We start from the raw sequence: 26,080 nt of genomic DNA on the forward strand, positions 1-26,080 counted from the left end.
AGACAGCCCGTCAGTAGGGTTACTGCTCCGTAGTCGGCTGGTTACGAGGTGGTCAGTTGTCCGGATACGTGGGCCGCAAGGCCGTGTCCGTGCTGGGCCAGGTAGGCGACCTCTTCGTCATCGTCCTGGAGGGATTGCGCCGTAGCTGGGACGTCCGGAGCTGGTGGTGGGAGTTCGTCGACCAGTGCTGGTTCCTGGCCCGGGTGACCAGTGTGCCGGTGCTGCTCGTCTCGTTACCCCTCGGCGCGACCGTGGCGTTGCAGGTGGGCGACCTGGCCTGGCAGCTCGGCGCGGCGTCCGCCACCGGGAGCGCCGTGTTCGTCGGGCTCATCCGGGAGGTGGCGCCGCTGGCCAGCGCCCTGCTGATCGCCGGGGCCGGCGGCAGCGCGATGACCTCCGACATCGGCGCGCGGCACATCCGTGACGAGCTGAGCGCCATGGAGGTGATGTCGGTCAATCCGATCCACCGCCTGGTCACGCCGCGCATGTGGGCGGCCAGCACGGTCGCGGTCTGCCTGTGCCCGCTGGTCATCCTGGCCGGGGCCAGCGGCGGCTACTTCTTCAACGTGGTCGTACAGGGCGTGACCTCCGGCGCGTACTTCGACGGCGCGCTGTCCCTCGTGGTGAGCTCCGACCTCTACGTGACCCTGTTCAAAGCGTGGATCTTCGGCTTCATCGCCGCGGCCGTCGCCTGCTACAAGGGCATGACCTGCGCCACCAGCCCCGTCGGCGTGGGCCGCGCGGTCAACCAGTCGACGGTGGTCACGTTCATGCTGGTGTTCGCGTTCAACTACGTGATCTCCGCGGTCTACTTCCTCGCCTACCCGCCGAAGGCGCTGTGATGGTCACGCGTACGGCCGGCCTCAGGGCCGCCGTCACCGGGCGCGAATGGGCGGAGCGGTTCGCGACCCTGGCCAACTGGCCGCTGTTCGTGTGGAAGGTGCTGTTCTACTCGGTCCGCGACGTGATCCTCCGGCTGAAATACTTCAAGGTCGTCACCCGTCAGGTCAGCGACGTGGTGGTGGGCGTCGGCGCGACCGTCATCGGCGGCGGCATGATCTTCGTGGTGTTCACGATGGCCTTCGTCGTCGGTGCGACCGTGGGCCTGCAGGGCTACCAGGGGCTGGCGGCGATCGGCGCCGAGTCGTTCATGGGCCTGGTCGGCAGCTTCGCCAACGTACGCGAGATCACCCCGATCATCGCCGCGACCGCGCTGGCCGCGCAGGTCGGCTCGTCGTTCACCGCCGAACTCGGCGCGATGCGGATCTCCGAGGAGATCGACGCGCTGGAGGTGATGGGCATCAACGCCTTCACCTACCTGATCTGCACCCGGGTGGTCGCGGCGCTGCTGGCGCTGGTGCCGATCTACCTGATCGCGCTGTTCGCCAGTTTCTTCGCCACCCGGCTGATGAGCACGGTCCTGTTCGGGCTGGCGCCGGGCGTCTACGACTACTACTTCTACCTGTACCTGCCGGTCAGCGACATCGTGTTCAGCGTCACCAAGGTGGCCATCTTCGCCTTCACCGTCGTCGTCATCCACTGCTACTACGGCTTCTACGCCACCGGCGGCCCGGTGGGCGTGGGGGTGGCGGCGGGGCGCGCGATCCGTCAGTCGATCGTCACGATCGTCCTGCTCAACCTGCTGCTGTCGTTCCTGTTCTGGGGTAACGGCGGCAGCGTGAAGCTGACGGGGTGAGCGATGGGACGCGACGGGTTCTCCCTGCCGGTGCGCGCGGGCATCGCGCTCGCGCTCATCCTGGTGCTCGCGGCGACGACGATCTTCATCGTACGCACCGCGTCCGAGATCAGCGGCACCAGGATCGACGCCGTGTTCGACCGGGCCGGTCAGGGCCTGGACACCCAGTCCCCCGTCAAGATCCGCGGCATCACGGTCGGCGACGTGACGAAGGTGTCGCTCGACGCCAAGGGCAAGGCCGTGGTGAGCATGGCCATCGAGCCCGGCGTCCGGCTGCCGGGCACCACCGTCGCGGCCGTCGAGCCGTCGTCGGTGTTCGGGCCCAAGTTCGTCGACCTCAAGCTCGGCGCGGGCGAGACCACCGGCCCCTACCTGGCGAGCGGGGCGGTCATCACCACGACCGAGGAGCCGCTCGACCTGTCCGACACGCTCGGCGCCGCCTACCGCGGCCTGAACGCCGTCGACCCGCGTGAGGTCACCGTCATCGTGCACACGCTGGCCCAGGGGCTCGACGGCGAGGGGACGCGGCTGCGCGAGCTCATCGACGACGCGGGCACGGTCGTCGGCGTCGCGCACCGGCAGCGCGCGCGGGCCAGGCAGTTCCTGCACGACGCGGCCGGGCTGTCCACCGCGCTGTCGGACAAGGGCGACGAACTGGTGTCGATCTCCTCCGACGTCAACGTCATCACCCCCGACCTGCTGGAACGGGCCGACAAGGTGCGGGTCCTGCTCCAGGAGGTCACCTCGGTCTCCGACCTGGCCGCGCACGGCCTGCGCAAGCACCGGCAGGACCTGCGGGCGGGCGTCCACTCGGGCGAGCGGGTGGCCGCGCTCATCTACGCCCAGCTCGGCCTGGCCGGTGACGGCGTACGCGGCCTGAACCGGCTGGTCGACCTGCTGAACAAGCTGATCGAGGCGCCGGGCCCCGGCAACACCCGCCAGCTGCAGGTGGAGGCGTTCGTCTCGACCGACATCTGCGAGCTCGTCGTCGGCTCCTGCGGCCCGACCGACGGGAGGGACTGACGTGGCGCTGTCCAGGGAACGGGTGGCCCGCCGGTGGACGCTGCTGCGCGTCGTCCTGTTCGTCGGCGTGACGCTGACGCTCGTCGTGCTGATCGCCGTACAGATCGCCCGGGTCAGCACCGGCAGCGGATACCGCCTTACCGCGACATTTGATGATGTGTCGGGGCTGACGGAGGGCGACCAGGTGAAGATCGCCGGGGCGCCCGTGGGCCAGGTCGACACGATCAAGGTGGTGAACGGCCGCGCCGAGGTCACCATGGAGGTCCAGGACGCCGTCCGGGTGCCGTCGGACACCGAGGCCGCGATCAGGTGGCGCAACGCGGTCGGCCAGCGGGTCGTCTACCTGCTCCCCGGCACCGCGCCCGGCCGGCTCGCCCCCGGCTCGCGGGTGATCCGCACCTCGTCCGTGGTCGACATCGGCGCGCTGGTGAGCGACCTCGGCCCGCTGACCCGCAGCCTGGACCCGGACCAGATCAACCAGCTGCTCACCGCCGCCGCCAAGTCCCTGAAGGGCAACGACAAGAACATCCCGCGGCTGCTCGACAACGTCAACGCCATCACCGGCACGATCAACGAGCGCAAGCGGACGATCCAGGGGCTGCTGAAGGACTACGCCACCGTCACCGGCGTGGTCGCCCAGCGCGACCAGCAGATCGAGCAGCTCGTCGACAACCTGGTCACACTCTCCGAGGCGTTCGCCGCCAACCGTAAGCTGATCGACGACTCGATCGTGCGGCTCTCGACCACCGTCCATACCTCCAACGAGGTGCTCGGCAAGAACGCCGACGAGCTGGGCGCGCTGGTCGACCACCTGTCCGGCCTGACCGGCGGCATCAGGCGGCACGTGGGCGAGATCGACAAGACGATCAGCACGTTCCAGCCGCTGTTCGCCCGCGCCTACTCCAGCGTCGATCGCGGCCACTACTTCATCACCGCGGTCCCCTGCCTGGCACTGAGCGCCGCTCCCTGCCCGTACCCGATGAAGACGCCGCCCCCGCTGCGCGGCAGCACGCGGATCCAGAGCTCGAAAGACCTGCAGAAGCTCATGGTCGGTGAGTGATGGCGCTCAAATCCTTCCGCGACCGCAACAAGATCGTCGTCGGCCTGGTCTCGCTGGCGGTGCTCGGCGCGGTCCTCGTGGCCACCTTCCTGGTCGGCAACCTCGGGCTGCTCGAAGGCGGCTACTACATGTCCGGCACGTTCGTGGACTCCGGCGGCCTGCGCACCGGCAACGACGTGCGCGTCGCGGGCGTACGCGTCGGCAAGGTCACCGAGGTGCGGCCCGACTACGGCCAGGGCAACGTGGTCGTCACCTGGAAGGTCGACACCGACGTACGGCTCGGCCGCGCCACCCGGGCCGACATCACGCTGTCCAACCTGCTCGGCGGCCGGTACGTCAAGCTGTCCGGCCCCGTCGCCGCCCCGTACATCGACCAGCTCCCCGAGGCGCAGCGGCGGATCCCGGTGACGCGCACGGGCGTCCCCACGCTGATCAACGACGCCATCAAGGACGCCACCCACCTGGTCCAGAAGCTCGACACCAAGGCCGTGGACGACCTGCTGACCGAGCTGGGCAAGATCGACACCAGCAAGCGCGGCCGGATCACCAAGCTGCTGAAGAACATCGGCGACCTGTCCGACACCATCAGCGAGAGCGAACCGCAGTTGCAGAAGCTCCTCGACAACGGCACCAAGATCATGAATGTCCTGGAGCGCAAGGACAAGCAACTCGCCCGCCTCATCGACGCCATCGAGGTCATGCTGGACGAGCTGCGCTCGCGCCGCAACGAGCTGCGCACGCTGCTCGGCGACGGCAGCGACCTCGTCCAGAGCACCACCCGGCTGATCAACGAACACGAGGGGACGCTGGTCCGGGTCCTCGACGACACCGGCGCGATCACCACCAAGCTGAACAGCGGCAACAAGGAGTTCAACGCGCTCCTGGCGTGGGCCGGCCCGACGTTCTCCGGGCTGTCCACGATGGGCGGCCAAGGCCCGTGGCTCGAGGCCATAGCCACGGGCCTGGGCCCCATCGACCCGGAGGTGCTCGGCGCCATCGCCAAAGACAGGAAGAACGACAGATGACCCGCTTACTGGCGGTCCTGCTGGCCGTGACGCTGCTGGCGGGCAGCGGCGGGTGCACGCTGCTCGGCGCGGAGCCGTACCGGCTGACCGCGATCTTCAGCAAGGCGCCGTCACTGTACGAGCAGGCGCGGGTGAAGGTGATGGGGCTCGACGCCGGATACGTGACGAGCATCCGGATCGACGGTGACAAGGTACGCGTCGAGCTGTCGGTGGACCGTGAGGTGCCGCTGCCCGCCAACGTCAAGGCCGTGGTCGCGCCGCAGAACACGCTGGGCGAGCGGAACGTGGTGCTCTACCCGCCGTGGAAGCCCGGCGACCAGCGGATCGCCTCCGGCGCCACCATCCCGCTGGAGCGCACCGACCTGCCGGTGGAGATCGACGACGCGCTCGACGCGTTCACCAAGCTGACCGACGCGCTGGACTCCGACAAGCTGGGCGACGTCGCGGGCAACCTCGCCGACAGCGTCAGGGGCCGCGGCAAGACGGTCAACAACGCGATCGCCGACACCGCGCACCTCACCGACACGCTGGCCAAGCAGGACCAGCAGCTCATCGACCTGGCCAAGGGCCTGAACAAGCTGGCCACCAGCCTCAACAAGCGGCAGGACCAGGTGACGGGCGCGATCGACTCCTTCGCCGAGGCCAGCGCCATCCTGGCCGAGGAGCGGCGGCGGCTGCGCACGTTCATCTCCGGCATGGCCGACTTCGTCCGCCGCGGCGACGTGATCATCGAAGCCTATTCCGAACGCCTCCCGCAGGCCGCCGGCACGCTGGCCGAGCTGGTGCTGACGGTCCGGGCGAACAGCGCGTCGATGGCCCAGGCGGTCAAGGGCGCGGCGGACTTCGCCGACATCCTGATCGACTCGTGGGACAAGAAGCAGCACGTGCTGAAGATCCGCGTGGTGCTCAACGCGATGACCAGGGCCTGGTTGACCCCGCTGTTCGACGCCCTGAACCTCGGCAAGGTGCCGTGCCTGCCCGCCGGCCTCAGCAACTGCCCCTACGAAAAGAAGGCGCGATGAAGGCACGTGTCCTGTCGGGGCTGCTCGCGCTGGCCATCACCGCCTCATGCTCGCTCCAGACGCTCGGCGCCACCGGCGGCGACCTGACGATCAACGCCACCTTCGACGACGTACAGAGCCTGGTGACCGGGCACAGCGTGCAGATCTCGGACGTGCGGGTGGGCACGGTCACCGGCATCCGGCTGCAGGGCTACCAGGCCAGGGTCACCATGTCGATCATGTCGGAGCACCCGGTGCCCGAAGGCAGCACCGCGACCGTGGCCAAGACCTCGGTGCTGGGCGAGAACTACGTCCAGCTCACGCCCCCTGCGGGCAAGGACCTGTCGAAGGGCCCGTACCTCAAGAACGGCGCCACGATCACCGACACCTCGGTCGAGCCGGACATCGAGCAGGTCACCGCCAAGGCCGGGCCGCTCATCGAGGCGCTCGGCACCCAGGACGTCAACGCCATCCTCGACGCCGCCTCGACCGCGTTCGCCGGCAAGGGCGCCGACGTCAACAAGCTGATCAAGCAGACGGCCGAGGTGACCGACACCTACGCCGCGGCCCGCCAGGACATCGCCACCACCGTGGACGCCCTGGCCAAGCTGGGCGACCAGCTCGCCAGGGGCAGCAAGGAGCTGGACCGGCTGCCCGGCACGCTGGCGGCGGCCACCGCTCGCCTCGCGCACGGCCGCAAGCACGTGAAGAAGGCCATCACCGCCCTGACCGACCTGGCCAAGGAGGCCAACCTCACGGTCTACCCGCGCCACGCCGCCCGGCTGCGCACGCTGCTGCGCGAGCTCGACGCGATCACCTCCTCGATGCTGCGCGGCAAGGAGGACCTGAAGGCGCTGGTGACCAAGCTCCAGGCGTTCATCGACACGCCGCCGATCACGGTCAACGGCCAGGTGCTCATCTACGTGTGGCTGAAGGGCCTGCTGCTGCCCAAGCACAAGGGGCTCCTGCCGGACGGCAAGACGGGCGTGCTGCCCAACCGGGTCGAGGACTTCCGCCTGCTCCTGGAGCCGCCGCGATGAGGAACCGCCGCATCTACCTGAACCTCGGCTTCTTCGCCGTCCTGGGCGTCGTGATGACGGTCTGGGCGTTCAGCACGATCATCAAGCTCGACGCGATCACCAAGCCCTACCGGGTGTCGGCGGAGTTCGTCTCCTCCCCCGGCCTGATCCGCGGCTTCGACGTCGCCTACCTCGGTGTGAGGGTGGGCAAGGTCGGCGACGTACGGCTGGCGCCCGGCAAGATCATCGTGGGGCTGGACATCGACAAGGAGATCCGGCTGCCGAAGGCCAGCACGGCCGAGGTACGGCGTAAGTCCGCGATCGGCGAGCCGTACGTCGAGCTGTCGCCGCCCGCGACCGGCGTGAACGGCCCGTCCCTCGCGGCCGGCGACGTGATCCCGCTGTCCAAGACAACGGTGCCGCTCGACTACAAGAAGCTGTTCGAGGGCGTCGGCAAGCTGCTCGCCGCGGTGCCGCCCAAGGACGCCAAGACGATCACGCACGAGCTGGCGGTGGCGCTGGACGGCCGGTCGTCGTCGATCAGGAGCATCATCGAAGACGCGCACGACCTGACCGGCACGCTGGCCGACAACTCCCAGGTGCTCGACGACCTGTCCGTGCAGCTCACCCAGCTCACCCACACGCTGGCGGGCCGGAAGGACAAGCTGGCCTCGGGCATCACGGACCTGAGCACGGTGACGGCCACGCTGCGCGAGTCGCGTACCGACCTCGACGCCTTCCTGGACCAGGGGCCGGGCGTGTTCGGGCAGCTCGACCGGGCCATCAAGCGGGCCAGACCGGGCCTGTCGTGCCTGCTGACCGCGGCCGGCCTGCCGCACAAACCGGTCTTCTCCGCGGAGACCGAGCGGAACGTGCACCACCTGCTGGCCATCGTGCCGACGGCGCTGAGCCTGGCGGACGACATCAGCGCGAAGGAGGGCGGCACGGTGTACGGCAAGGCGCAGTTCGTCTTCAGCGTCCCAGGCGGCCCGCGACCGGCCGTGGAGTACGCAGGTCCGGTCGGCCCGCCGACCGTTCCCCGCCTGCGTGCCTGCCCCGACCGCGCCGTGGCCGATCCCGTCCGTACGGAAGAGGCCGCGGACAAACCCCGCAAGGACCCGACGACAGAGCAGACCAGGCGGCCGGCCGCCAAGGCCACCGCAGAGCCCGAGCGGACCCCGGAGGCGGCGGGTGCGAAGTCGCCCGCCGCGGCTGCCGGGCCCGCGTCCCGTACCCCGGTGGACGCCGCTCCGCTGATTGCCGCGATATTCCTCGCGGTGGCGGCGAGTGGTGGCATCTTGGGGTGGATTGCGGTGGGCCGGGCCGCCCGCCGCCGTGAGGAGAACTCATGACCACCAAGCAGGACCTCACCGAGGACCGGCAGGCCGCCGCAGAGGAGGCCCCGGCGCCGGAAACCCCGCCCCCCTCGGACGCGCCCACCGAAAGGCCCTCCGACAGCACCGCCCCGGACGCTCCCGCCACGGACGGTCCCACGCCAGACCGCGCCACGCCCAATGGCGGCGCCCCGGACGGCGGTGCGGTCGGGGTCGAGCGGGGGCGGCTGGGCCGGGCGCGGATCATGGTGGTGATGGCGGCCCTGCTGGTGGCCGCGTTGGCCGCCACGGCGGCGCTGCAGTGGATCTCCGCGAACCAGGCCCGCGACTCGCTGGCCCGGATGGAGAGCGAGCGCGCCCTGCGGCTGGAGGTCTCGGGCGCGGCAAGCTCGTTCGGCAAGGCCCTGCTCAGCTACGACTACCAGGACCTGCAGGCCACCCGCGCCACGCTGACGGCCCAGGCCACGGGCGACTTCCTGGCCACCTACGACGAGGCGTTCGGCGGCGCGATGGCCCAGGTCATCGTCAAGCTCAAGGCCGTCTCACAGGCGAACGTCCGCGAGGTCTACCTGTCGGACGTCGACGAGGCCACCGCGCACGCCATCGTCGTGGTCGACCAGCAGGTCAACACCTCGGAGGCGATACGCTCGGTCAAGGACTCCCATCTGAAGATCAGCTTGGTCAAGGAAAAGGGCGTCTGGAAGGTCCACGACGTCTCCGTGCTCGGCGCGGCCAAAGAGGACCAGTACAAACTGGACAGCGGCTCGAAGAAGAAGGACTGACCGTTGAAGCGCTCCCCACGACTAAGTTCGGGGGATTCCAGCCAGCTCGGGCTCCGTCTGCGCGGTGGCCTGGGCTGCTGTTGCTTGGCGGTTGGCCTTCCGGCCCACGCGAGTGCGTGGTTTGCGCGCCCCAACCCGCACACCCGGTCGGGGCTGTGTGTGCTCCGCCCTCCCGGCGGTGAGGATGTTCTTGGCGGCGTTCACGTCGGCGTGCTCGGTTTGCCCGCACGAGGTGCACCGGAAGACCGCTTGGTTCTCGCGGGACTTCCGGTCCACCACCGTGCACACGTTGCACGTCTGACTGGTGTACGCCGGATTGACAGTGATCACGCAGGTGCCCGTGTATCGGGCCTTGCTGCGGGTGGCCAGCTCGATTCGATGCCAGCCCTTGTCCAGAATGCTGCGGTTCAGGCTGGACTTGCTCGCAGCCCCGTTCGGCAGGAACACGCCCGGCCGTTCGGGATCCGGCCTGGGCGCGACATCGGCAGTCATGTTCCTGGTCGCCAGCGCCTCGGTGAGGTCCAAGCGGTACTTGCGTCCAGTCAGCATCCGCGATCACCGGTTCTTCCGGTTCTCGACGTACCGCGTGACGACGTCCAGGGGCGCCCCGCCCACCCCGGCCACGAAGCAGGAGTTAGTCCCCAGCGTCGACTTCACATGCGGAAACTTCTGACGCAGGACACGGCAGGAGCGGCCCTTGATGGCCTTGACCAGCTTGTGGATCCCGAACTGAGAGTCCACCTCGATCAGCAGACGAACATGGTCGGAAATGAATTCCACCTCCACCAGCCACGCCCCCTTTTCCTCGGTCACCTCACCGATGAGCCGCGTGAGACGTTCTTCGATGCGTCCGCCCAGCACCCGCGGCGGTATCTGGGACACCACGCCATGTGGAAGGCGCGCTGGAAGGCAATGTTGCTGTTCTTTCGCAAGGTCACAGCCACACAGTGAAGGATACGGAAGGCGCCCCATCTACCGCTCAAAGATTCGACAGAAGGGCTTCCCCCATGACTGAAGCCAGGGGTCCGCGCCCAAGATCTCTGAGCGGCCCCGTAGCGATGGGTGGACGCCCCGACGAGGTGCTCGCCCCAGAAGACTGGCTGACCGACGTCGAGCGGACCCGCGCCGCCCGGTTCGCGTTCGAGCCCGACCGCCGCTCGTTCACGGCGGCCCACCTGCTCGTACGCCTCTGCGCCGCGGCGGTGCTCGACACCGATCCGGCCGGGCTGACCCTGTTGCAGCACTGCGACGTGCACGGCCCCGGCCACGGCCGCCCGTACATCGAGCAGGCCCCCTCACTCGGCGTCAGCCTCAGCCACACACGCGGCTACGTCTGCGCGGTGGCCGGGGAGGGCCGGGTCGGGATCGACGCGGAGCGGGTGCCGCCGGGCCCGTTCGACCGGCTGCTCGCCGGCCGGGCGCTCACCGAGCAGGAGCTGGCCGTGGTCACCACCAACGAAGAGCTGATCAGGCACTGGACGCGCAAGGAGGCGCTGATCAAGCGCGGCGAGCTGACCATCGACGGGCTGCGGGAGGCCGGCGCCGACGCGGGGGGCCGTCATCTGCTCGAATGGACCGCCGAGGGCGACATCGTGGTGGCTGTTATCACAGACGCACCAGCGGTTCAGATCCCTATAGTCGGATAAAGTGGACGTATGTTCTACCGCAAGCCACTAGAGGAGCGAATCGCCGATCGGGTGGCGCAGCGCAGGCCGCTCGAAGAGGGCAAGACCTTCGAGCACGGGCCGGCCAAGTTCGTCTTCGTCTCGCTGATCGTGGCCGTCGTGCTCATGCACGTCGTCGGCCTCGCCGTGGTGATGGCTCTGCACTAACGGCGCACGGTAGGAGTGGGATCCAGGAACACCTGGGAGATGCCGGGATAGCGGTCCCGCAGCCGGCGGTCGAGCTCGTCGCAGGCGATCTCCACGCCCGCCGCGCTCGCGTCGTCCCGAAAGTCGATCTTCGCGGCCACCATGAGACTGCCCGGACCGAGGTACATCGTGAGCAGCTCGACCACGCTCACCACCTCGGGCTGCGCCGCCAGCACCTCGCGGATCTCCTTCTCGACCGGGTCCGGCGCGGACTGGCCGATCAACAGCGACAGGTTCGACCGGATCAGCGTGAGCGCGGCCACCAGCAGGAGCAGGCCGATCGCGATCGACGCGCCGCCGTCCCACACGGCCGAGCCGGTCACCTGGGAGCCGAGCAGGCCCAGCGCCGCGATCACCAGCCCGACCAGCGCCGCCGCGTCCTCGTACACGACGGCCTTCAGCGCGGTGTCCGAGGTGATCGAGACCAGGCGGAACGGACTGACATCATGCCTGCGGGCCTCCTTGCGCAGCTGCGCGAGCGCGTTGAGGAAGGACCCGCTCTCGATCGCGAAGGAGACGGCCAGCACGATGTACGACGGGAGCAGGTTGCCGAGGTCCTCGCCGTGGCTGATCTCGTGCATGCCATGGGTGATGGAGAATCCCGCGCCGCCGACCAGGGTCGCGACCGCCGCCATCATCGCCCAGAAGAAGCCCGCCTTGCCGTGCCCGAACGGATGGCGCCCGTCGGCGGGCCGCTGCCCCCGGCGTACGGAGACCAGCAGCAGGAGCTCCGTCACCGTGTCCGCGGCCGAGTGGGCCGCCTCCGACAGCATCGCCGCGGAGCCGCCGATCAGGCCCGCGATCAGCTTGGCCACCGCGATGGCCAGGTTCGCGCCGCCCGCCACGAGGACGGTGCCCAAACTCTCACCCGAGTTGTCCGCCATAACGGGTCACCTTACGTTGGGCCGCGTTCAGCGGCTCAACGCAGGCAGCGGTGTTTGCGCCTATGTTGGGCCGCGTTCAGCGGCTCAACGCAGGCGGCGGCATTCACAGTTCCGTGCGCTAGATTGGAGATCATGAGCGCGCCCCGCTGGCTTTCCCCCGCTGAGCAGCGTGCCTGGCGTACCCACCTGGCGCTGCACAAGCTGCTCATGCACCGGCTCGACCGCGAGCTGCAGGAGCACGCTCTCTCGGTGAACGACTACGAGATCCTGGTCAACCTCTCTGAGAGCCCCGAGCACCGGATGCGGATGAGCGACCTGGCCGACGCGACCATCCAGTCCCGCAGCCGGCTGTCGCACCAGATCTCCCGCATGGAGGCCAAGGGACTGGTCACCAGGGAGGACTGCCACGACGACCGGCGCGGCACGTTCGCCGTGCTCACCGACGAGGGCTGGGCCACGATCGAGAGAGTCGCGCCTGATCACGTCGCCAGTGTCCGGGAGCATTTCGTCGACCGGCTCACCGACGACCAGCTCGACGCGCTCGTGGTGGCCTACGAGCCGATCGTGGAGCATCTGAAGAAGCTTCGCTGAACGCCCAGGCCGACACCTAACCGATATGCCCGACGGCGCACGATCGTTCCGGGCGCTCGCTACGATCCGCTCATGCTCCGAAAGCTGCTGTTCGTCGTCATCCTCGCGCTGGTGTCCGCCTGCTCATCCGGTGGCGGCGGCAGCGAGTTGCCCGCCGGACCCGACCTGCTGAAGAAGTCCGCCGAGGCCATGAAGGCGGTCAAATCGGCCACCTTCTCCATCGCCACGGACGGCAAGCCCAAGGTGCCGGTGAAGAAGGCCGACGGCAGGCTGACCGCCACCGGTGACGCCGACGGCACGATCACCATCGAGGTCCTGGGCAGCCTTCAGGAGCTCACTTTCGCCCTGGTCGGCGACACCGTCCACTTCAAGGGCCCGACGGGCGGCTTTCAGAAGATGACCAGGAAGGACCTGGCGCAGATCTACGACCCGTCGCTGATCCTCAACCCGGCCAAGGGCCTCGCGCAGCTGCTCGGCACGGCCACCGACCCGCGCGTCGAGGCCGAGGAGAGCGGCGTCTACCGGGTGGCGGCCACGTTCTCCGGTCAGGTCCTCGGGACCCTCGTCCCGGGTGTCACCCAGGGTGTCAACGCCAAGATCTGGGTGGACAAGGCCACCAGCCGGCTCACCAAGGTCGAGCTGCCGCTGCAGGACGGCACGGTGACCGTGTCGCTCAGCGACTACGACGCGCCGGTGACGATCACGCCGCCCGCCGCCGGATGAGGCGCGCCCGCCGGGTCGCGCTCGGCGTCGGCGGGGCGGTGGTGCTGCTCGCCGCCCTCGACGCGTACGTGGTCGTGACCGTCCTGCTCGACATCGCCACCGACGTGGGCATCCCCACGAACCGCCTGGAGCGGGCCACACCGGTGGTCACCGGGTTCCTGCTCGGCTACATCGCCGCGATGCCGCTGCTCGGCCAGCTCTCCGACCGCTACGGCCGGCGGCCCCTCATCCACGCCTGCCTGGCGGCGTTCGCGCTCGGCTCGGTGCTGACCGCGCTGGCGGCCGGTGAGGTGATGGTGGTGACGGGCCGGACGATCCAGGGGATCGCGGGCGGCGCGCTGCTGCCGATCACGATGGCGCTCATCGGCGACATGTGGGACGAGCACGAGCGCCCGGTGGCGCTCGGCGCGGTCGGCGCGGCGCAGGAGCTGGGCAGCGCGCTCGGTCCGCTGTACGGCGGGGTGCTGGCGCTGATCCCCAGCACCACGGTGTTCGGGATCGAGCTGGGCGGCTGGCACGCCATCTTCTGGATCAACCTGCCGCTGGCCGCGCTGGCCGCCGTGGCGGTCCAGCTGACCGTACCCCCGCCACGGCCTCGGCGACCAGTTGCCGGCTTCGCGACGCCGGCCCCTTCCGGGCCTTCCGATCCGGCTCCCTCCGGTCGTGTGGACGGGGTCGGCGGCGCATTGCTGGCCCTTAGCCTCGCCCTCCTGGTGGTGGGCCTGTACAACCCGGACCCCGCCACGACCGTACTGCCGCCGTGGGGCCTGCCGGTGATCACGGCGGGGGTCCTGGCCGGAGCGGCGTTCGTCTGGTGGGAGATCCGGTCGAAGGTCCGGCTGCTCGACCTGACGGGCATCCGCAAGGGGCCGCTGCTGGCCACGCTGGGCGTGAGCTTCCTGACCGGGGCCGCGCTGCTGATCACCATGGTGTTCGTCCAGTTCACCGCGCAGACGCTGCTCGACATGGAGGCGCTGGAGGCGGCGCTGGTGCTGGCCAGGTTCCTGATCGCGCTGCCGGTCGGCGCGGTGCTGGGCGGTGTGCTGGCCCGCCGGCTCGGCGACCGCCTGGTGGCGGTGGCGGGCCTGATCGTGGCCACGGCCGGATATGTGCTGATGAGCCGCTGGCCGCTCGACCTGGCGAACGCCGGACTGCTGGTGGACCTCGCACTGATCGTGGCCGGGCTGGGCCTGGGGCTGGTCATCGCGCCCGTGTCGGCGGCGGTGCTGCGGGTGACGCCGGCCACGCAGCACGGGGTGGCCTCGGCGGCGGTGGTGGTGGCCAGGATGATGGGCATGCTGATCGGCATCGCGGGGGTGTCGGCATGGGGGTTCCACCGGTTCCAGTCGCTGACCGCGAACCTCGACACACCGCTCCCGGTCGGGGTCGAACCCGCCGTGTACGCCAAGCAGCTGAGCGAGTACCTCGCGAAGGTGAACGCGGCGCTGCATCTGGAATATACGGAGATGTTCTTCGTCACCGCCCTGATCTGCCTCCTCGGCGCGGTGGTCGCCGCCTTCCTCCCCCGCCGTCCGGTGACAGCCGTCCGTTGAGCGACTGGTTAGTCATCCCCTTCAGCGCCGATAGGGATTTTTAGGACAAATAGCGCGCCTCGCTCCGAGTCCTCGATGGTCAGCGTCCCGCCGTGGCGCTCGGCGATCTCCCTGGCGATCGCCAGGCCGAGTCCCGTACCCCCCTTGTCCTTGCTTCGGGCGGGATCCAGCCGGGTGAAGCGCTGAAACACGAATTCCCGCTGGTCGGCTGGGATGCCCGGGCCGTCGTCGTTCACCTCGAGCACCGCCTCGTCGCCCTCGCGGCGGACCGAGACCGCCACGCTGGAGGTGGCGTGCCGGGCGGCGTTGTCCATGAGGTTGGTGAGCAGCCGACCGAGTTGCAGCCGGTCCCCGCCGAGGACCACGCCCGGCTGGAGGTTCGTCACGATGCGCACCCGAAGGGCGCGGCGTCCCAGCTCGGACTCGATCAGCTGGCTCAGGTTCACACGGTCGTCCGCGCGCTTGGCGCCGGCGTCGAGGCGGGCGAGCACCAGCAGGTCGATGACGATCGCCTCCAGCCGGTCGAGACTGGCCAGTAGAGCTCGCGTCATGGCGGGCCAGTCAGCCTCATCCGGGTGCAGCAGCGCCTCCTCCACCTGGGCGCGCATGGCGGTGATGGGACTGCGCAGGTCGTGCGAGGCGTCGGTGGCGAAGCGCCGCTGCTGCTCGACCGCCGCCTCCAGCCGGTCCAGCGTCCGGTTCGCGGCCTCGGCCAGCTTGCGGATCTCGTCGTGATGCTCGGGCACAGGTACTCGGCGGCCCAGGTCGGTCGAGGTGATCTCGGCCAGCTCGGCGCTGATGGCGTCGACCGGGTCGAGGGTCTTGCTGACGGTACGGTAGGCGCCGATCGCCGTGGCGCCGACCAGCAGCACGGATCCGATCAGGAGCCGGGCCAGGAATGAGCGGTCGACGTACCACGGGATGATGGCATCGGCGCCGTAGACGGTGTATTCGGTTCCGTCCTTGTGGATCTTTATGGCCTCCACGATCATGCACTTGCCCGGAAAGCCGGGCACGCTGCAGACGACCCGGTCCGCTCGCAGGTTCTCCCCTGGCAGGGAGAAGGAGGCCATCCGGGGTTGGCCGACCATCCGCTCGTTGGACGCCACGACCCGGCCGGCCGGGTCGACCACCTGGATGGCGGGGACGCCGAGGTCGGGCAGCACGGGAGGGATCTGATCCAGCACGATGTAACGGACCGCCCGAAGGTCGGCGGCCAGAATCCGGTCCGCCTGATCATCCGTGGCATGGTCGTGAGCGCTTCCCAGGATGGTCCCGCTGAAGATCGCGCACAGCAACATCATGACGACACCGGACAGCAGCGTCATCCGAGTCCGCACGGACCAGTCGCGCCGCAAGCTCACCATGCCCCTCCATCCACCTGACGATCACGCTAAATGCGCATCGTGCGAGGCTGAGGCAGGGGACAGGCAAGACGCAACAAACTATGCATCAAGAACGTGGCCATGCCACTCGGCGCCTCCGTCACCGAGCTTGATCAGCGGTTCTCACGGAGAGAGCCGATGCAGGTCTCGCGGGAACAGCGTCGCCTGGCGGATGTTCGCCGCGCCCACGAGGCGCGCGGTCCAGCGCTCTAGGCCCAGCGCGAACCCACCGTGCGGCGGCATGCCGTGCGCGAAGGCCTGCAAATATCCCTCGTACGCCCCGGCTCCCTCACCCCGCGCGGCGAGCGCGTCAAGGTAGTCCTGGTACCGGTGCAGCCGCTGGCCACCCGTCACCAGCTCCAACCCTCTGAACAGCAGGTCGAATCCGTTCGAGTACCCCGCACGCAGCGGGTCCGGGGCCGTGTAGAACGGGCGCTTGGCCATCGGATACCCCGTGACGAACAGGAACTCCGACCCGTGCTCCCGCACCGCCCACTCCGACAACCACCGCTCCTGCTCCGGCGACAGGTCCGGCTCGAACTCGCCCGTGAGCCGCTGCGCCTGCGTGAAGTGGATCGCCGGGATCTCGGCGGGCACCTCCGGCAGCACCACGCCGAGCAGATCGATCGCCGGCTGCTCTCGTACCGCCTCCAGCATGCCCGCCACCGCCTCGCGCAGCACGGCCATCACGTCGCGGTGGTCGCGCACGAAGCCCAGTTCGGCGTCCAAGCTCGTGTACTGGGCCAGGTGGCGGACCGTGTCGTGCGGCTCGGCCCGGAAGACCGGCCCCACCTCGTACACCCGCTCGAACACACCGACCATCGCCTGCTTGTAGAACTGCGGCGACTGCGCGAGGTAGGCGGGGCGCCCGAAGTAGTCGATGCCGAAGACGTTCGCGCCCGACTCGGTGGCCGAGGCGACGATCTTGGGTGTGTGGATCTCGGTGAACCCGAGCCGGTCCAGCGTCCGGCGGAACCCGGCCACGCTCGCCGCCGAGATCTCCAGCGGCGCCCTGAGCCGCGGATGGCGCAGCGCGACCGGCGCGTGGTCGAGGATCGTGGGCAGCGCGGCGGGCACGACGGGCCGGTAGAGGTCGAACGGCGGCGCCTCGGTGGGCTCGGCCAGCACCTCGATCTCCGGCTCCGTGAGCTCGGCGCCACCCGGCGCCTGCGGGTTCGCGGTCACGACGCCCGTCACCCGGACGACCGTCTCCTCCCCCGGAACCGCGCCGGGCGCCACCACTTGGGCGAGCCCACTGCGGTCCCTGACGACCAGGAAGGACACGGATTTCAGCCGCCGGCGGCGATGGACCCAACCGGCGATCGTCACTCGTTGTCCGGCGTGCTCAGCGAGCTCCGCCGACAGGACACGAGAGATCATCACAGCTCCTCACGAGGAATTGCATGATCCCTTGGGAGTGCGGGGGAGAAGGGAACTCCCGGTGCCACCGCACTTTCGCCGCCCACGACGGGGCGGCCTCCACGACCCGATGACGGGGGTCAGACCGGCGGGGCATTTCCTCCCCGCACTCGGGAGTGTCTTCACCGAAGGGGCGCGGGGCCGCCTTCACAGCTACCGGCGGCTCTCTCCGGCCCGCGCGGCCCTTCGGCTACTCGTCTCCGTCCACGTGTTGCCGGTGATCGTACTACTTCTTGGACTGGCCGCTCTTCCGCTTTTCGCGGATCTTCATCGACACGTCGATCGGCGACCCGGCGAAGCCGAACTCCTCGCGGAGCCGGCGCTCGATGAACCGGCGGTAGGTGTCCTCAAGCCAGCCCGAGGTGAACAGCACGAACTTGGGCGGCTCCACCGACGCCTGCGTGGCGAAGAGGATCTTCGGCTGCTTACCGCTCCGCACCGGCGGCGGCGTCTGGTGCACCAGCTCGGTCAGGAACGCGTTGAGCCTGGACGTCGGCACCCGCGACGACCACGAGCCCAGCGCCTTCTCCAGCGCCGGGACGAGCCGGTCCATGTGCCGCCCGGTCTTGGCGGAGATGTTGACCCGCAGCGCCCACGGAGTGCGGACGAGCTGCCGGTCGATCTCCTTCTCCAGGTAGTAGCGGCGGTCCTCGTCGACCAGGTCCCACTTGTTGAACGCGACCACCATCGCCCGGCCCGACTCGATCACCAGGCCGATGATCCGCAGATCCTGCTCGGTGAGCGGCTCGCTGGCGTCGATCAGCACGATCGCCACCTCGGAGCGATCGAGGGCGGCCCTGGTGCGCATGGCGGCGTAGAAGTCGGCGCCCTGCAGCTCGCGGTCGCGCCGCCTGATGCCGGCGGTGTCGACGAAGCGCCAGGTCTTGCCGCCCAGCTCGATCAGCTCGTCGACCGGGTCGCGGGTGGTGCCCGCCATCGGGTCGACCAGCACCCGCTCCTCCCCCGCCAGCATGTTGAGCAGCGAGGACTTGCCGACGTTGGGCTTGCCGAGCAGCGCCACCCGGTAAGGGCCGCGCTCGGCGTCGAACCGCAGCTCCGGGGTTTCGGGCAGCGCGTCGAGGATCACGTCGAGCAGGTCGCCGCTGGAACGGCCGTGCAGGGCCGACACCGGCTGCGGCTCGCCGAGGCCGAGCGCCCAGAGCGAGGCGGCCTCCAGCTCCAGCTGCTGGTTGTCGACCTTGTTGGCGGCCAGGATGACCGGCTTGCCCGACTGGCGGAGGATGGAGCCGACCGTCTCGTCGGCGTCGGTCGCGCCCACCGTGGCGTCGACGACGAACACGATCACGTCGGCCAGCTCGACCGCGACCCGCGCCTGGTCGGCGATGCGCAGGTTCATTCCGGTGGCGTCGGGGTCCCAGCCGCCGGTGTCGACGACCGTGAAGCGGCGCCCGCGCCAGTTGGCGTCATAGGTGACGCGGTCGCGAGTGACGCCCGGCACGTCTTCGACGACCGCCTCGCGGCGACCGATGATGCGGTTGACCAGCGTGGACTTGCCGACGTTCGGCCGGCCGACGATGGCGACGACCGGCTGCGGGCCGCTGTCGACGACGACGTCGTCGGATACTGCGAGATCGTCGAGGTCAGCCTCGACCCAATCCCCCGTTGTCACGATTTTTCATCCTTTGTGAGTGCCGCACCTTTGTCAGGTGCGCTCCTTGACCAGACTCAGCACCTCGCCGATGACCTCTTCGAGGGTCAGCGGCGTGGTGTCGAGCTCGACGGCGCCATCCGCCATCGAGAGTGGATCCGCTTTACGTGTGGAGTCGAGGGTGTCGCGCCGGGCCATGGCGGCCTGCTGCGCCTCCACCGTGGTGCCGGCCAGCTCCGCCGTACGACGAAGGGCACGGGCCTCGGCACTGGCCGTCAGGTAGACCTTGACAGCGGCGTCGGGGGCGACCACTGTGCCGATGTCGCGGCCTTCGACCACGATGTCACCGGCGCCGATGATCTCCCGCTGCAGCTCCACGAGACGCGCACGCACCTCGGGAACCGCCGCGACGACGGAGACCGCCCCGGTGACCCCGGCCTCCCGGATCGGCCCGGCCACGTCGACACCGCCGACCCGGATGGACGGGCCGTCAGGGTCGGTGCCGCAGGCGATCTCGGGCTCGCCGGCGCGGGCCGCGACAGCGGCGGGATCGGTCAGATCGATGCCCTGCTGGAGCATCCACCAGGTCATCGCACGGTACATCGCCCCGGTGTCCAGGTAACGCAGTCCGAGCGCCCGGGCGACTCCGCGCGACACACTCGACTTACCCGACCCCGAAGGACCGTCCATGGCGACGACCAGACCGGTCACGGCCTCTCCCTCTTCACGTTGTTTCTCCAACCTGAAGAGGCTACCGCCTCCAGACGACGCGATACGCCGGTAGAGCGGCCAAGGCGAGGCGGGGCTCCGGGCACTGCACCCGGACAGATGAACGTCTTTCCGATTGTCGACACTGGAGGTGAATCCTCAGCAACCCGGCGACCAGCCGATCGGAGGAATCATGTCCAGCTCAACCACTCCTGTTCTCCCCCAGCGCGAACCAGAACTGGCCGGCCAGACCGTCGTCGTGATCGGCGGCAGCGCGGGCATCGGGCTCGAGACGGCTCGACGCGCCCGGGCCGAGGGTGCCGAGGGTGCCGAGGTCATCCTCACCGGCCGCGATGCCGACCGGCTCAAGCAGGCGGCGCTGGAACTCGGCGCGCGACGTACCGCGGCTTTCGACGCCAACAACGCGGCTTGTCTGGAGACGTTCTTCCAGGACCTGCCGACACCGATCGACCATGTGCTGGCCACGGCCGGCAGCCCGCGCTACGGGCCCCTGCTCGAGATGGACGCGGCCCAGGTGCGCCAGGCGGTCAGCGAGCACCTGGTGCTGGCGCTCGAGCTCGCGCCGGTTCGCGTCAACCTCATCGCCGCCGGCTTCGTCGACACCCCGTTGTCGGCATCGCTGCTCGGAGACCGGCTCGAGGAACGCCGGAATGAGCTCCGGGCGACGCTTCCGATCGGCCGCGTCGTCGGCCCCGCCGACGTCGCGGCACTCGCCGTCCACATCATGAGCAACACGGCGCTCACCGGCGCGACGTACGACATCGACGGTGGGCAGCAGTTCATCTGGTAAGCCTCGGTCACTTGAGCCCCGCCGTCAGCCGGAACAGGCCGACCGGCACCAGCCCGCGCTTGAGCAAACGGTAGGTGGGCAGCGGGCTGCTGCTCACGGTCTCCTTGTAGGCGATGGCCCACCGTCCCGTCAGGTACCACCTGCGTGGCGTGTCATCGGGGTGGGTGAACTGGATGACCGCGTCCTTGCGCCCGAGGCTGAGCGGCTGATGGACGTACCCGAACCGGAACGCCTTCACCCTTCGGCCGAGCAGCCCGTCGGCGAGCGCGTCGGCCGCGTGCAGGCCCGTCGGGATGCCGCCCTGGCAGGTCCCGTGCATGACACCGTACGGCTGGCGCACCGCGGCGGCGTCGCCCACGGCGTAGACGTCCGGGTGGGACACCGAGCGGAGCGCGGAGTCGACCACGATCCTTTCCTGCTCGTCCACCGTCAGCCCGGCCTCGGCGGCCAGCGGCAGCCCTCTGGTGCCGGCGGTCCAGAGCGTCGCGTCGGAGTCGATGAGTTCGCCGTCGGACAACTCAACGGCGTCCGGCAGCACCTTGACGACGTCGGCGCCGCGGCGTACCTGGATGCCCAGCCGGGCCATCGCCTTGTCGACGTACGCGCGGGCCTGCTCCCCCATCATCGAGCCCGGACGGCCCCGGCTGAGCAGGACGACGCGCAGGTTCGGGTGCGCCTCCGCCAGTTCGGTCGCCGACTCGACCCCGGTCAGGCCGCCACCGGCCACGACGACCGTGCCCCGGTCGAGTTCGCCGAGCCGGCGGGCGAGCCGTACGGCCTGGTCGTGGTCGTCGTAGGCGTAGGCGTGCTCGGCCACCCCTGGGGTCGAGAGGTCGGTGACGGTGCCGAGGGCGTAGATCAGCTTGTCGTACCCGATCACCCGCCCGCCGTTCACGACGACCTCGTGGCGGGCGGGGTCGAGGGCGGTCACGCGGCCGAGGACGAGGTCGATGCCCGTTCCGGCGATGATGTCGGCGATCGCGTGGTCACGCAGCCGTTCGCCCGCGGCGGTCTGGTGCAGCCGCAGCCGTTCGGTGAACCTCGGCGCAGCGCTGACCAGCGTCACCTTGCCGCCGTGGCGGCGCGTCCTGGTGGCGACCCTGATCGCGGCCGCGATGCCCGTGTAGCCGGCGCCCAGTATCAGGATGTTCGTCATGTCCCTGTCTCCTCGCGGTTCCGGGTGGATTCCGTACTGAGGACGGAGCGAGAAGCCGGGGATGTGACATCGGCCGGTTAGGGGACCTGCCAGCCGCGTTCGTGCAGGGCCTTGGTGAGCACGACCGCCGCGTCGGGCTGCACGGAGACTTCGGCGATGCCCAGGGGCAGGCCAGGAGCGTGCTCCAGGCGTACGTCCTCGACGTTCACGCCGACCTCGTCGCAGATCTGGAAGAGCCTGGCCAGCTGGCCGGGGCGGTCTCCGACGACGACCTGGACCACCACGTACGCGGGCGCGGGGCCGCCGTGCTTGCCGGGGATGCGGCCGTGACCGGCCACGCCGCGCTTGAGCAGCTGGGTGAGCTCCTGCGTGGCGGTGCCGTCGCCGTCGGCCAGCGCGCGGAGCGCCGTCGCGGCCTCGGACAGGTCGCGGGAGACGGCCTCCAGCACCTCGGCCACCGGGGTCGCGTTGCCCGACAGGATGCCGAGCCAGAGGCCCGGGTCGCTGCCCGCGATCCTGGTGACGTCGCGGATGCCCTGCCCGGCCAGGCCGAGCGCGATGTCGGACGCTTCCGCGAGGCGGGCGGCGACGGCGGACGCGGTGACGTGTGGCGCGTGCGAGACGACGGCCACGGCGCGGTCGTGGTCTACGGCGTCCACCTCGATGGGGTTGCCGCCGCAGAGCTCCACCAGCTGTTGTACGGCCGCCCGGGCCTCCGGCGTGGCGTCGGGGGTGGGGCAGAGCGCCCACGGGCGGCCCAGGAACAGGTCGGCCCTGGCGGCTCCGGGGCCTGACTTCTCACGTCCGGCCAGGGGGTGGGAGGCGACGTAGGTGGACAGGTCACAGCCCAGTTGGCCGGCCCGCTCGATGGGCTCCACCTTGACGCTGGCCACGTCGGTGTAGAACGTGGCGGTGCCGTTGCGCTGGAGGGCCAGCAGTTCGCTGGCGACGTGCGCGGGCGGCACCGCGATCACCGCGAGATCGATCGGCTCGGCCGGGGTGCCGGTCTCGGGGTGCCATTCCTCGCCCGCGCCGAGCTCCCGGGCCAGCCGTACCGCTCCCTGGTCGTGGTCGGCGAGCAGCACGCGTACTCCGCGCTGGCGCAGGGCCAGCGCCATGGAGGTGCCGATGAGACCGGTGCCGACTACCAGCACGGTGCGGAGTTCGGAGGCCATCTACATGTCCTGATTTATCGGGCGTCGGAAAAGCTCTGTCAGGTGCAACTTCGTTTACTGGTGATCGTTTACTGAGCGATGTCCTGGCGTAGCGCGACGGCGCCGCGCAGATAGACGTGCTGGATCTCGGAGCGCGGCCGGTCGGTCTCGACGTGGGCCATCAGGCGTACGACCCGGGGCAGCGCGCCCGGCACGTCGATCTCGGTGCAGCAGATCAGCGGCACGTCGTGGAAGCCCAGCTTCCGCGCCGCCAGCGCCGGGAACTCCGCCGTCAGATCGGGAGACGCCGTGAACAGCACGCTGATCACATCGTCGGTGGTCAGCCGGTTGCGCTCCATCAGCTCGCTGACCAGCTCCGTGGTGGCTTCGATGATCGCCCCACGGTTGTTGGCGTCCACCTGGATCGCCCCGCGGATCGCCCGCACCATGTGATCCGTCCCCTCTATAGCGGTGAAGCCCGTGCGGAGGTTCGCACGGGCTCCTGCGTTCCCGCCAGGTTACAGCTTCACGGCCGCGTAAAGCTCACCGACCTCGTGCAGGGACAGCGCCCTGACGGTGCCCGCCTTGGTACGGCCCAGCTTGACCGGCCCGAACTCGATCCTGGCCAGGTCGATCACGCGATGACCCGCCTCCTCCAGCATCCGCCGGACGACGTGGTTGCGGCCTTCGTGCAGAACGATCTCGACCAGCGCCTGCTGGCCGTGCTCCTGCACGATCGCGAAGGAGTCGGCCTTGGCGATGCCGTCCTCGAGCTCGATGCCCTGCTTGAGCCTGCGGCTCAGATCACGCGGGATCGGCCCGGGAACCTTCGCCCAGTACTTCTTCTGCACCCCGTAACTCGGGTGGGTCAGCCGGTTGGCCAGCTCGCCGTCATTGGTGAGCAGCAGCAGCCCCTCGGTCTCGGTGTCGAGCCGGCCCACGTGGAACAGCCGCGGCGCGAGCTCCTGCACATAGTCGGCCAGACACGGGCGGCCCTGCGGGTCGTCCATGGTGGACACGACGCCGATGGGCTTGTTCAGGGCGTAGTAGACCAGGTCGGGGGCGGTCGGGATGCGCTTGCCGTCCACGTGGATGACCTGCGCGGCGGGGTCCACCTTGGCCCCGAACCTCCGTACGACCTGCCCGTTCACCGTGACACGACCGTCACCGATCATCTCCTCGCAGGCGCGACGGCTGGCGACGCCCGCCTGGGCGAGCACCTTCTGCAGCCGTACGCCGCCGGGGACCTCGGTGGTGTCGCGCTCGTCGGTGTAGCCCTCGGGGTAGAAGTTGCGATCCCGCATGGGCTGGCGAGCGGTCTTGAACCTGTCGCGGGGTGCGCCGCTGCCCGCCCCGTCACGCCTGCCGGAGGTGCGGCCGCCGATGGTCTGGACGTCGTCGCGCCTCGGGGTACGGCTCGGACGGCCGTCCTCGCGTCGCGAGCCGGCGTCGTCACGCCGCCCGAAGCGGGCCCGGGTGGACTCTCCACGGCCGTAGCCGGTCCGTGTGGGCTCGCTACGGGGGCCGCCTTCCCTGCGCCCGCCACGGTCGGCCCGGAAGCCGCCACGCTCGTCACTGCGCTCGGGACGGAAACCGCCGCGATCGTCGCTCCGGTCGGAGCGGAAGCCGCCCCGGTCGTCAGTGCGGTTGGTACGGAAGCCGTCACGGCGATCCGTCTGGGATCCGCCACGGTCGTCGCGGCGCTGGGGACGGAAGCCGTCCCGGGCGCCGCCCGCCCGGGAGGCGGAGCCGCCCCTGTCGTCGCTGCGGTTGGTACGGAAGCCGCCACGGTCGTCGCGGCGCTCCGGCTGGAAGCCGCCACGGTCGGAACGGAAACCACCGCGATCATCACTGCGCTCGGGACGGAAACCGCCACGGTCGTCACTGCGGTCGGAACGGAAACCGCCGCGATCGTCACTGCGCTGGGGACGGTAGCTGTCACGGGCGCCGCGCTCGCGGGGGCCGGAACCGCTGCGGTCGCGGGGGCCGGAGCCAGTGCGGTCGGAGCGGTATCCGCCACGGTCGCCGCCGGAGGACGAGCCGTAGCCGCCGGCCTCGCCGCGAGACGACGCACCGTAACCACGCTCACCGCGCGGCTGCGCGCCATATCCGCCTCGGTCACCGCGGGACTGCGTGTAGCCGCCACGGTCGTTTCCAGGCCGCGTGCCGTAGCCGCCGCGGTCGCTTCTGGGCGCCGAACGGTCGTCGTCGCGGGGGGACGTACGGTCGTCACGGGACGGACGGTCGTCGCGAGGTGTGCGGTCGTCGCGGGAGGACGTACGGTCGTAGCCGCCCCGGTCGCCCGTGGAGCCGGAGCGGTCGCGGGTGTCGCCGGAGGCCGGCCTGCCGTACCGGGCGCGGGAACCGCCCCGGTCGGCGCGGAGCGAGTCGCGGCCGGAGCCCAGCTCGCTTCCGGAGTCGCGGCTGCCGCCGCGGTCACTGTCGTCGCGGCGCGGTCCGCCGCGGGAATCGTCTCGGTGGGAACCGCCACGGAACCCCTCACGGCGGGGACCGCCGCGCGAGTCGTCCGAACGGAAGGCGGGACGGCCGCCACGGCTTGCGCCGCCGGTGCGTCCACGACCGCGTCCATCACCGGACGGGGTGCTGCGCCTGTTGTTCACTTTGTATTCTCCTCGAGGTTTTCCACGTCGTCGGGGAGGAAGGGGGCGAGCTCGGGGAGTTCGCCGATGTCCTTCAGTCCCAGACGTTCAAGGAAGTATGAGCTTGTCCGGTAGAGCACTGCCTGGCTCTCCGGGTCGGTGCCGGCCTCTTCGACCAGCCCCCTGGCGACGAGCGTCCGCATGACGCCGTCGCTGTTGACGCCGCGGACCGCGGCGACACGTGCACGGCTCACCGGTTGCCTGTAGGCCACTACCGCGAGCGTTTCCAGCGCGGCCTGGGTGAGCCGGGTCTGCTGGCCGTCGCGTACGAACCGCTCGACCAGCGCGGCGCAGTCGGCTCGCGTGTAGAACCGCCAACCGCCTGCGACTTCCCTGAGATCGAAACCCCGTCCGGCTTGGGTGTATTCCGCGGCCAGGGCCCGAAGTGCGGTGGTCACCTCATGGGTAGGCCGTTCGAGCACCTGCGCCAGGGTCACTTCGGGAACGGGTTCGTCCACGACCATGAGGATGGCTTCAAGTGCCGCCCCAAGCGTCGGCCCGCTTGCGGCAGGGTCAACGGGCACGCCCGAGCTGGGTTGCTCGGACGCGTCTGGGTGGGGCTGCACGGGTACGCCCGCGCTCGGCTGCACTGTTGTGCCCGCGCTCGACCGCTCAG

The 26,080-nt window shown here is 69.9% G+C and carries 26 protein-coding genes and 1 pseudogene; 15 read left to right on the plus strand and 12 right to left on the minus strand.

All coding sequences use genetic code 11. The features are described 5' to 3' along the window. Positions 1–56 precede the first annotated feature (56 nt). Genes ACGFNP_RS08215 through ACGFNP_RS08255 form a run of 9 tightly spaced genes read left to right on the plus strand, consistent with a single transcriptional unit; the run spans position 57 to position 8,940 of the window. Positions 57–842, plus strand: a complete 786-nt coding sequence (locus ACGFNP_RS08215; RefSeq protein WP_246652563.1) for an ABC transporter permease — start codon at positions 57–59, stop codon at positions 840–842. Next, positions 842–1,696: an ABC transporter permease gene (locus ACGFNP_RS08220; protein WP_358318703.1), complete on the plus strand. Its 855-nt coding sequence runs from the start codon at positions 842–844 to the stop codon at positions 1,694–1,696. Before ACGFNP_RS08215 ends, ACGFNP_RS08220 begins: the two co-directional genes overlap by 1 nt. 3 nt (positions 1,697–1,699) lie before the next feature. Further along, positions 1,700–2,719: an MlaD family protein gene (locus tag ACGFNP_RS08225; RefSeq protein WP_393316170.1), complete on the plus strand. Its 1,020-nt coding sequence runs from the start codon at positions 1,700–1,702 to the stop codon at positions 2,717–2,719. A 1-nt stretch (position 2,720) separates the two neighbouring features. Beyond that, positions 2,721–3,779 (plus strand): MCE family protein, encoded by a 1,059-nt coding sequence (locus tag ACGFNP_RS08230; RefSeq protein ID WP_393316173.1) that lies wholly within the window; start codon positions 2,721–2,723, stop codon positions 3,777–3,779. Further along, a complete protein-coding gene (locus ACGFNP_RS08235) occupies positions 3,779–4,804 on the plus strand; it encodes an MlaD family protein (RefSeq protein ID WP_358319198.1) in 1,026 nt (341 codons plus the stop codon). The genes ACGFNP_RS08230 and ACGFNP_RS08235 overlap by 1 nt, the downstream gene beginning before the upstream one ends. Further along, positions 4,801–5,826: an MCE family protein gene (locus tag ACGFNP_RS08240; RefSeq protein ID WP_393316176.1), complete on the plus strand. Its 1,026-nt coding sequence runs from the start codon at positions 4,801–4,803 to the stop codon at positions 5,824–5,826. The genes ACGFNP_RS08235 and ACGFNP_RS08240 overlap by 4 nt, the downstream gene beginning before the upstream one ends. After that, positions 5,823–6,845: an MCE family protein gene (locus tag ACGFNP_RS08245; protein ID WP_393316179.1), complete on the plus strand. Its 1,023-nt coding sequence runs from the start codon at positions 5,823–5,825 to the stop codon at positions 6,843–6,845. Before ACGFNP_RS08240 ends, ACGFNP_RS08245 begins: the two co-directional genes overlap by 4 nt. Further along, positions 6,842–8,176 (plus strand): MlaD family protein, encoded by a 1,335-nt coding sequence (locus tag ACGFNP_RS08250; RefSeq protein WP_393316182.1) that lies wholly within the window; start codon positions 6,842–6,844, stop codon positions 8,174–8,176. The genes ACGFNP_RS08245 and ACGFNP_RS08250 overlap by 4 nt, the downstream gene beginning before the upstream one ends. Continuing rightward, positions 8,173–8,940, plus strand: a complete 768-nt coding sequence (locus ACGFNP_RS08255; protein ID WP_393316185.1) for a hypothetical protein — start codon at positions 8,173–8,175, stop codon at positions 8,938–8,940. The genes ACGFNP_RS08250 and ACGFNP_RS08255 overlap by 4 nt, the downstream gene beginning before the upstream one ends. A gap of 21 nt (positions 8,941–8,961) precedes the next feature. On the opposite strand, the gene ACGFNP_RS08260 is transcribed toward ACGFNP_RS08255, so the two are convergent. After that, positions 8,962–9,489 carry a zinc ribbon domain-containing protein gene (locus ACGFNP_RS08260; RefSeq protein ID WP_393316188.1) on the minus strand — a complete coding sequence of 176 codons (528 nt, stop codon included), beginning with the start codon at positions 9,487–9,489 and terminating at the stop codon, positions 8,962–8,964. 6 nt (positions 9,490–9,495) lie between these two features. After that, a pseudogene (gene tnpA / locus ACGFNP_RS08265) lies at positions 9,496–9,884 on the minus strand (IS200/IS605 family transposase). Between the two features lie 114 nt (positions 9,885–9,998). Between tnpA and ACGFNP_RS08270 the strand changes: the two are divergent. Continuing rightward, a complete protein-coding gene (locus ACGFNP_RS08270) occupies positions 9,999–10,586 on the plus strand; it encodes a 4'-phosphopantetheinyl transferase superfamily protein (protein ID WP_358318695.1) in 588 nt (195 codons plus the stop codon). A 9-nt stretch (positions 10,587–10,595) separates the two neighbouring features. Continuing rightward, positions 10,596–10,772 (plus strand): hypothetical protein, encoded by a 177-nt coding sequence (locus ACGFNP_RS08275; RefSeq protein ID WP_358318694.1) that lies wholly within the window; start codon positions 10,596–10,598, stop codon positions 10,770–10,772. Here ACGFNP_RS08275 and ACGFNP_RS08280 read toward each other — a convergent pair. Beyond that, positions 10,769–11,695 (minus strand): cation diffusion facilitator family transporter, encoded by a 927-nt coding sequence (locus ACGFNP_RS08280; protein ID WP_358318693.1) that lies wholly within the window; start codon positions 11,693–11,695, stop codon positions 10,769–10,771. The genes ACGFNP_RS08275 and ACGFNP_RS08280 overlap by 4 nt on opposite strands. A 132-nt stretch (positions 11,696–11,827) precedes the next feature. Between ACGFNP_RS08280 and ACGFNP_RS08285 the strand changes: the two genes are divergently transcribed. The 3 genes from ACGFNP_RS08285 (at position 11,828) to ACGFNP_RS08295 (ending at position 14,562) form a co-directional block, all read left to right on the plus strand. After that, the gene (locus ACGFNP_RS08285) at positions 11,828–12,286 is read left to right on the plus strand and encodes a MarR family transcriptional regulator (protein ID WP_358318692.1); all 459 of its coding nucleotides are present in this window, start codon (positions 11,828–11,830) and stop codon (positions 12,284–12,286) included. A 72-nt stretch (positions 12,287–12,358) separates the two neighbouring features. After that, positions 12,359–13,009 carry an LppX_LprAFG lipoprotein gene (locus ACGFNP_RS08290; RefSeq protein ID WP_219533541.1) on the plus strand — a complete coding sequence of 217 codons (651 nt, stop codon included), beginning with the start codon at positions 12,359–12,361 and terminating at the stop codon, positions 13,007–13,009. Then, entirely contained in the window at positions 13,006–14,562 is a 1,557-nt protein-coding gene (locus ACGFNP_RS08295) for an MFS transporter (protein WP_358318691.1), read from the plus strand. The genes ACGFNP_RS08290 and ACGFNP_RS08295 overlap by 4 nt, the downstream gene beginning before the upstream one ends. A gap of 8 nt (positions 14,563–14,570) precedes the next feature. On the opposite strand, the gene ACGFNP_RS08300 is transcribed toward ACGFNP_RS08295, so the two are convergent. The 4 genes from ACGFNP_RS08300 to cmk form a co-directional block, all read right to left on the minus strand. After that, positions 14,571–15,929: a sensor histidine kinase gene (locus ACGFNP_RS08300; RefSeq protein ID WP_393316195.1), complete on the minus strand. Its 1,359-nt coding sequence runs from the start codon at positions 15,927–15,929 to the stop codon at positions 14,571–14,573. Between the two features lie 141 nt (positions 15,930–16,070). Then, a complete protein-coding gene (gene aspS, locus ACGFNP_RS08305) occupies positions 16,071–17,327 on the minus strand; it encodes an aspartate--tRNA(Asn) ligase (RefSeq protein ID WP_393316198.1) in 1,257 nt (418 codons plus the stop codon). A 265-nt stretch (positions 17,328–17,592) separates the two neighbouring features. After that, positions 17,593–18,996 carry a ribosome biogenesis GTPase Der gene (der, locus tag ACGFNP_RS08310; protein ID WP_393316201.1) on the minus strand — a complete coding sequence of 468 codons (1,404 nt, stop codon included), beginning with the start codon at positions 18,994–18,996 and terminating at the stop codon, positions 17,593–17,595. A gap of 33 nt (positions 18,997–19,029) precedes the next feature. Beyond that, positions 19,030–19,665: a (d)CMP kinase gene (cmk, locus tag ACGFNP_RS08315; protein ID WP_393316624.1), complete on the minus strand. Its 636-nt coding sequence runs from the start codon at positions 19,663–19,665 to the stop codon at positions 19,030–19,032. Between the two features lie 211 nt (positions 19,666–19,876). Between cmk and ACGFNP_RS08320 the strand changes: the two genes are divergently transcribed. After that, positions 19,877–20,494 (plus strand): SDR family oxidoreductase, encoded by a 618-nt coding sequence (locus ACGFNP_RS08320; RefSeq protein WP_393316203.1) that lies wholly within the window; start codon positions 19,877–19,879, stop codon positions 20,492–20,494. A gap of 7 nt (positions 20,495–20,501) precedes the next feature. Here the strand turns inward: ACGFNP_RS08320 and ACGFNP_RS08325 are convergent, their stop codons facing one another. The 5 genes from ACGFNP_RS08325 to scpB all read right to left on the minus strand — a co-directional run bounded on the left by ACGFNP_RS08325 (position 20,502) and on the right by scpB (position 25,988). Next, on the minus strand, positions 20,502–21,650 hold the full coding sequence (locus tag ACGFNP_RS08325; RefSeq protein ID WP_393316206.1) for an NAD(P)/FAD-dependent oxidoreductase: 1,149 nt from the start codon (positions 21,648–21,650) through the stop codon (positions 20,502–20,504). A gap of 77 nt (positions 21,651–21,727) precedes the next feature. Continuing rightward, on the minus strand, positions 21,728–22,825 hold the full coding sequence (locus tag ACGFNP_RS08330) for a prephenate dehydrogenase (RefSeq protein ID WP_358318685.1): 1,098 nt from the start codon (positions 22,823–22,825) through the stop codon (positions 21,728–21,730). A gap of 68 nt (positions 22,826–22,893) precedes the next feature. Continuing rightward, complete coding sequence (aroH, locus tag ACGFNP_RS08335; protein WP_358318684.1) at positions 22,894–23,253, minus strand: chorismate mutase; 360 nt, start codon at positions 23,251–23,253, stop codon at positions 22,894–22,896. A gap of 69 nt (positions 23,254–23,322) precedes the next feature. After that, on the minus strand, positions 23,323–25,425 hold the full coding sequence (locus tag ACGFNP_RS08340; protein ID WP_393316211.1) for a pseudouridine synthase: 2,103 nt from the start codon (positions 25,423–25,425) through the stop codon (positions 23,323–23,325). Further along, on the minus strand, positions 25,422–25,988 hold the full coding sequence (gene scpB, locus ACGFNP_RS08345) for an SMC-Scp complex subunit ScpB (protein WP_393316627.1): 567 nt from the start codon (positions 25,986–25,988) through the stop codon (positions 25,422–25,424). The genes ACGFNP_RS08340 and scpB overlap by 4 nt, the downstream gene beginning before the upstream one ends. Positions 25,989–26,080 lie beyond the last annotated feature (92 nt).

The sequence above is a fragment of the Nonomuraea sp. NPDC049269 genome, assembly GCF_043197155.1.
GTDB lineage: Bacteria > Actinomycetota > Actinomycetes > Streptosporangiales > Streptosporangiaceae > Nonomuraea.

Coding starts and splice junctions, on each gene's coding strand:
- ACGFNP_RS08220 (WP_358318703.1), top strand. CDS start 842: ATGGTCACGCGTACGGCCGGCCTCAGGGCCGCCGTCACCGGGCGCGAA.
- ACGFNP_RS08225 (WP_393316170.1), top strand. CDS start 1,700: ATGGGACGCGACGGGTTCTCCCTGCCGGTGCGCGCGGGCATCGCGCTC.
- ACGFNP_RS08235 (WP_358319198.1), top strand. CDS start 3,779: ATGGCGCTCAAATCCTTCCGCGACCGCAACAAGATCGTCGTCGGCCTG.
- ACGFNP_RS08240 (WP_393316176.1), top strand. CDS start 4,801: ATGACCCGCTTACTGGCGGTCCTGCTGGCCGTGACGCTGCTGGCGGGC.
- ACGFNP_RS08245 (WP_393316179.1), top strand. CDS start 5,823: ATGAAGGCACGTGTCCTGTCGGGGCTGCTCGCGCTGGCCATCACCGCC.
- ACGFNP_RS08250 (WP_393316182.1), top strand. CDS start 6,842: ATGAGGAACCGCCGCATCTACCTGAACCTCGGCTTCTTCGCCGTCCTG.
- ACGFNP_RS08255 (WP_393316185.1), top strand. CDS start 8,173: ATGACCACCAAGCAGGACCTCACCGAGGACCGGCAGGCCGCCGCAGAG.
- ACGFNP_RS08260 (WP_393316188.1), bottom strand. CDS start 9,489: ATGCTGACTGGACGCAAGTACCGCTTGGACCTCACCGAGGCGCTGGCG.
- ACGFNP_RS08270 (WP_358318695.1), top strand. CDS start 9,999: ATGGGTGGACGCCCCGACGAGGTGCTCGCCCCAGAAGACTGGCTGACC.
- ACGFNP_RS08275 (WP_358318694.1), top strand. CDS start 10,596: ATGTTCTACCGCAAGCCACTAGAGGAGCGAATCGCCGATCGGGTGGCG.
- ACGFNP_RS08280 (WP_358318693.1), bottom strand. CDS start 11,695: ATGGCGGACAACTCGGGTGAGAGTTTGGGCACCGTCCTCGTGGCGGGC.
- ACGFNP_RS08285 (WP_358318692.1), top strand. CDS start 11,828: ATGAGCGCGCCCCGCTGGCTTTCCCCCGCTGAGCAGCGTGCCTGGCGT.
- ACGFNP_RS08290 (WP_219533541.1), top strand. CDS start 12,359: ATGCTCCGAAAGCTGCTGTTCGTCGTCATCCTCGCGCTGGTGTCCGCC.
- ACGFNP_RS08295 (WP_358318691.1), top strand. CDS start 13,006: ATGAGGCGCGCCCGCCGGGTCGCGCTCGGCGTCGGCGGGGCGGTGGTG.
- ACGFNP_RS08300 (WP_393316195.1), bottom strand. CDS start 15,929: ATGGTGAGCTTGCGGCGCGACTGGTCCGTGCGGACTCGGATGACGCTG.
- aspS (WP_393316198.1), bottom strand. CDS start 17,327: ATGATCTCTCGTGTCCTGTCGGCGGAGCTCGCTGAGCACGCCGGACAA.
- cmk (WP_393316624.1), bottom strand. CDS start 19,665: ATGGACGGTCCTTCGGGGTCGGGTAAGTCGAGTGTGTCGCGCGGAGTC.
- ACGFNP_RS08320 (WP_393316203.1), top strand. CDS start 19,877: ATGTCCAGCTCAACCACTCCTGTTCTCCCCCAGCGCGAACCAGAACTG.
- ACGFNP_RS08325 (WP_393316206.1), bottom strand. CDS start 21,650: ATGACGAACATCCTGATACTGGGCGCCGGCTACACGGGCATCGCGGCC.
- ACGFNP_RS08330 (WP_358318685.1), bottom strand. CDS start 22,825: ATGGCCTCCGAACTCCGCACCGTGCTGGTAGTCGGCACCGGTCTCATC.
- aroH (WP_358318684.1), bottom strand. CDS start 23,253: ATGGTGCGGGCGATCCGCGGGGCGATCCAGGTGGACGCCAACAACCGT.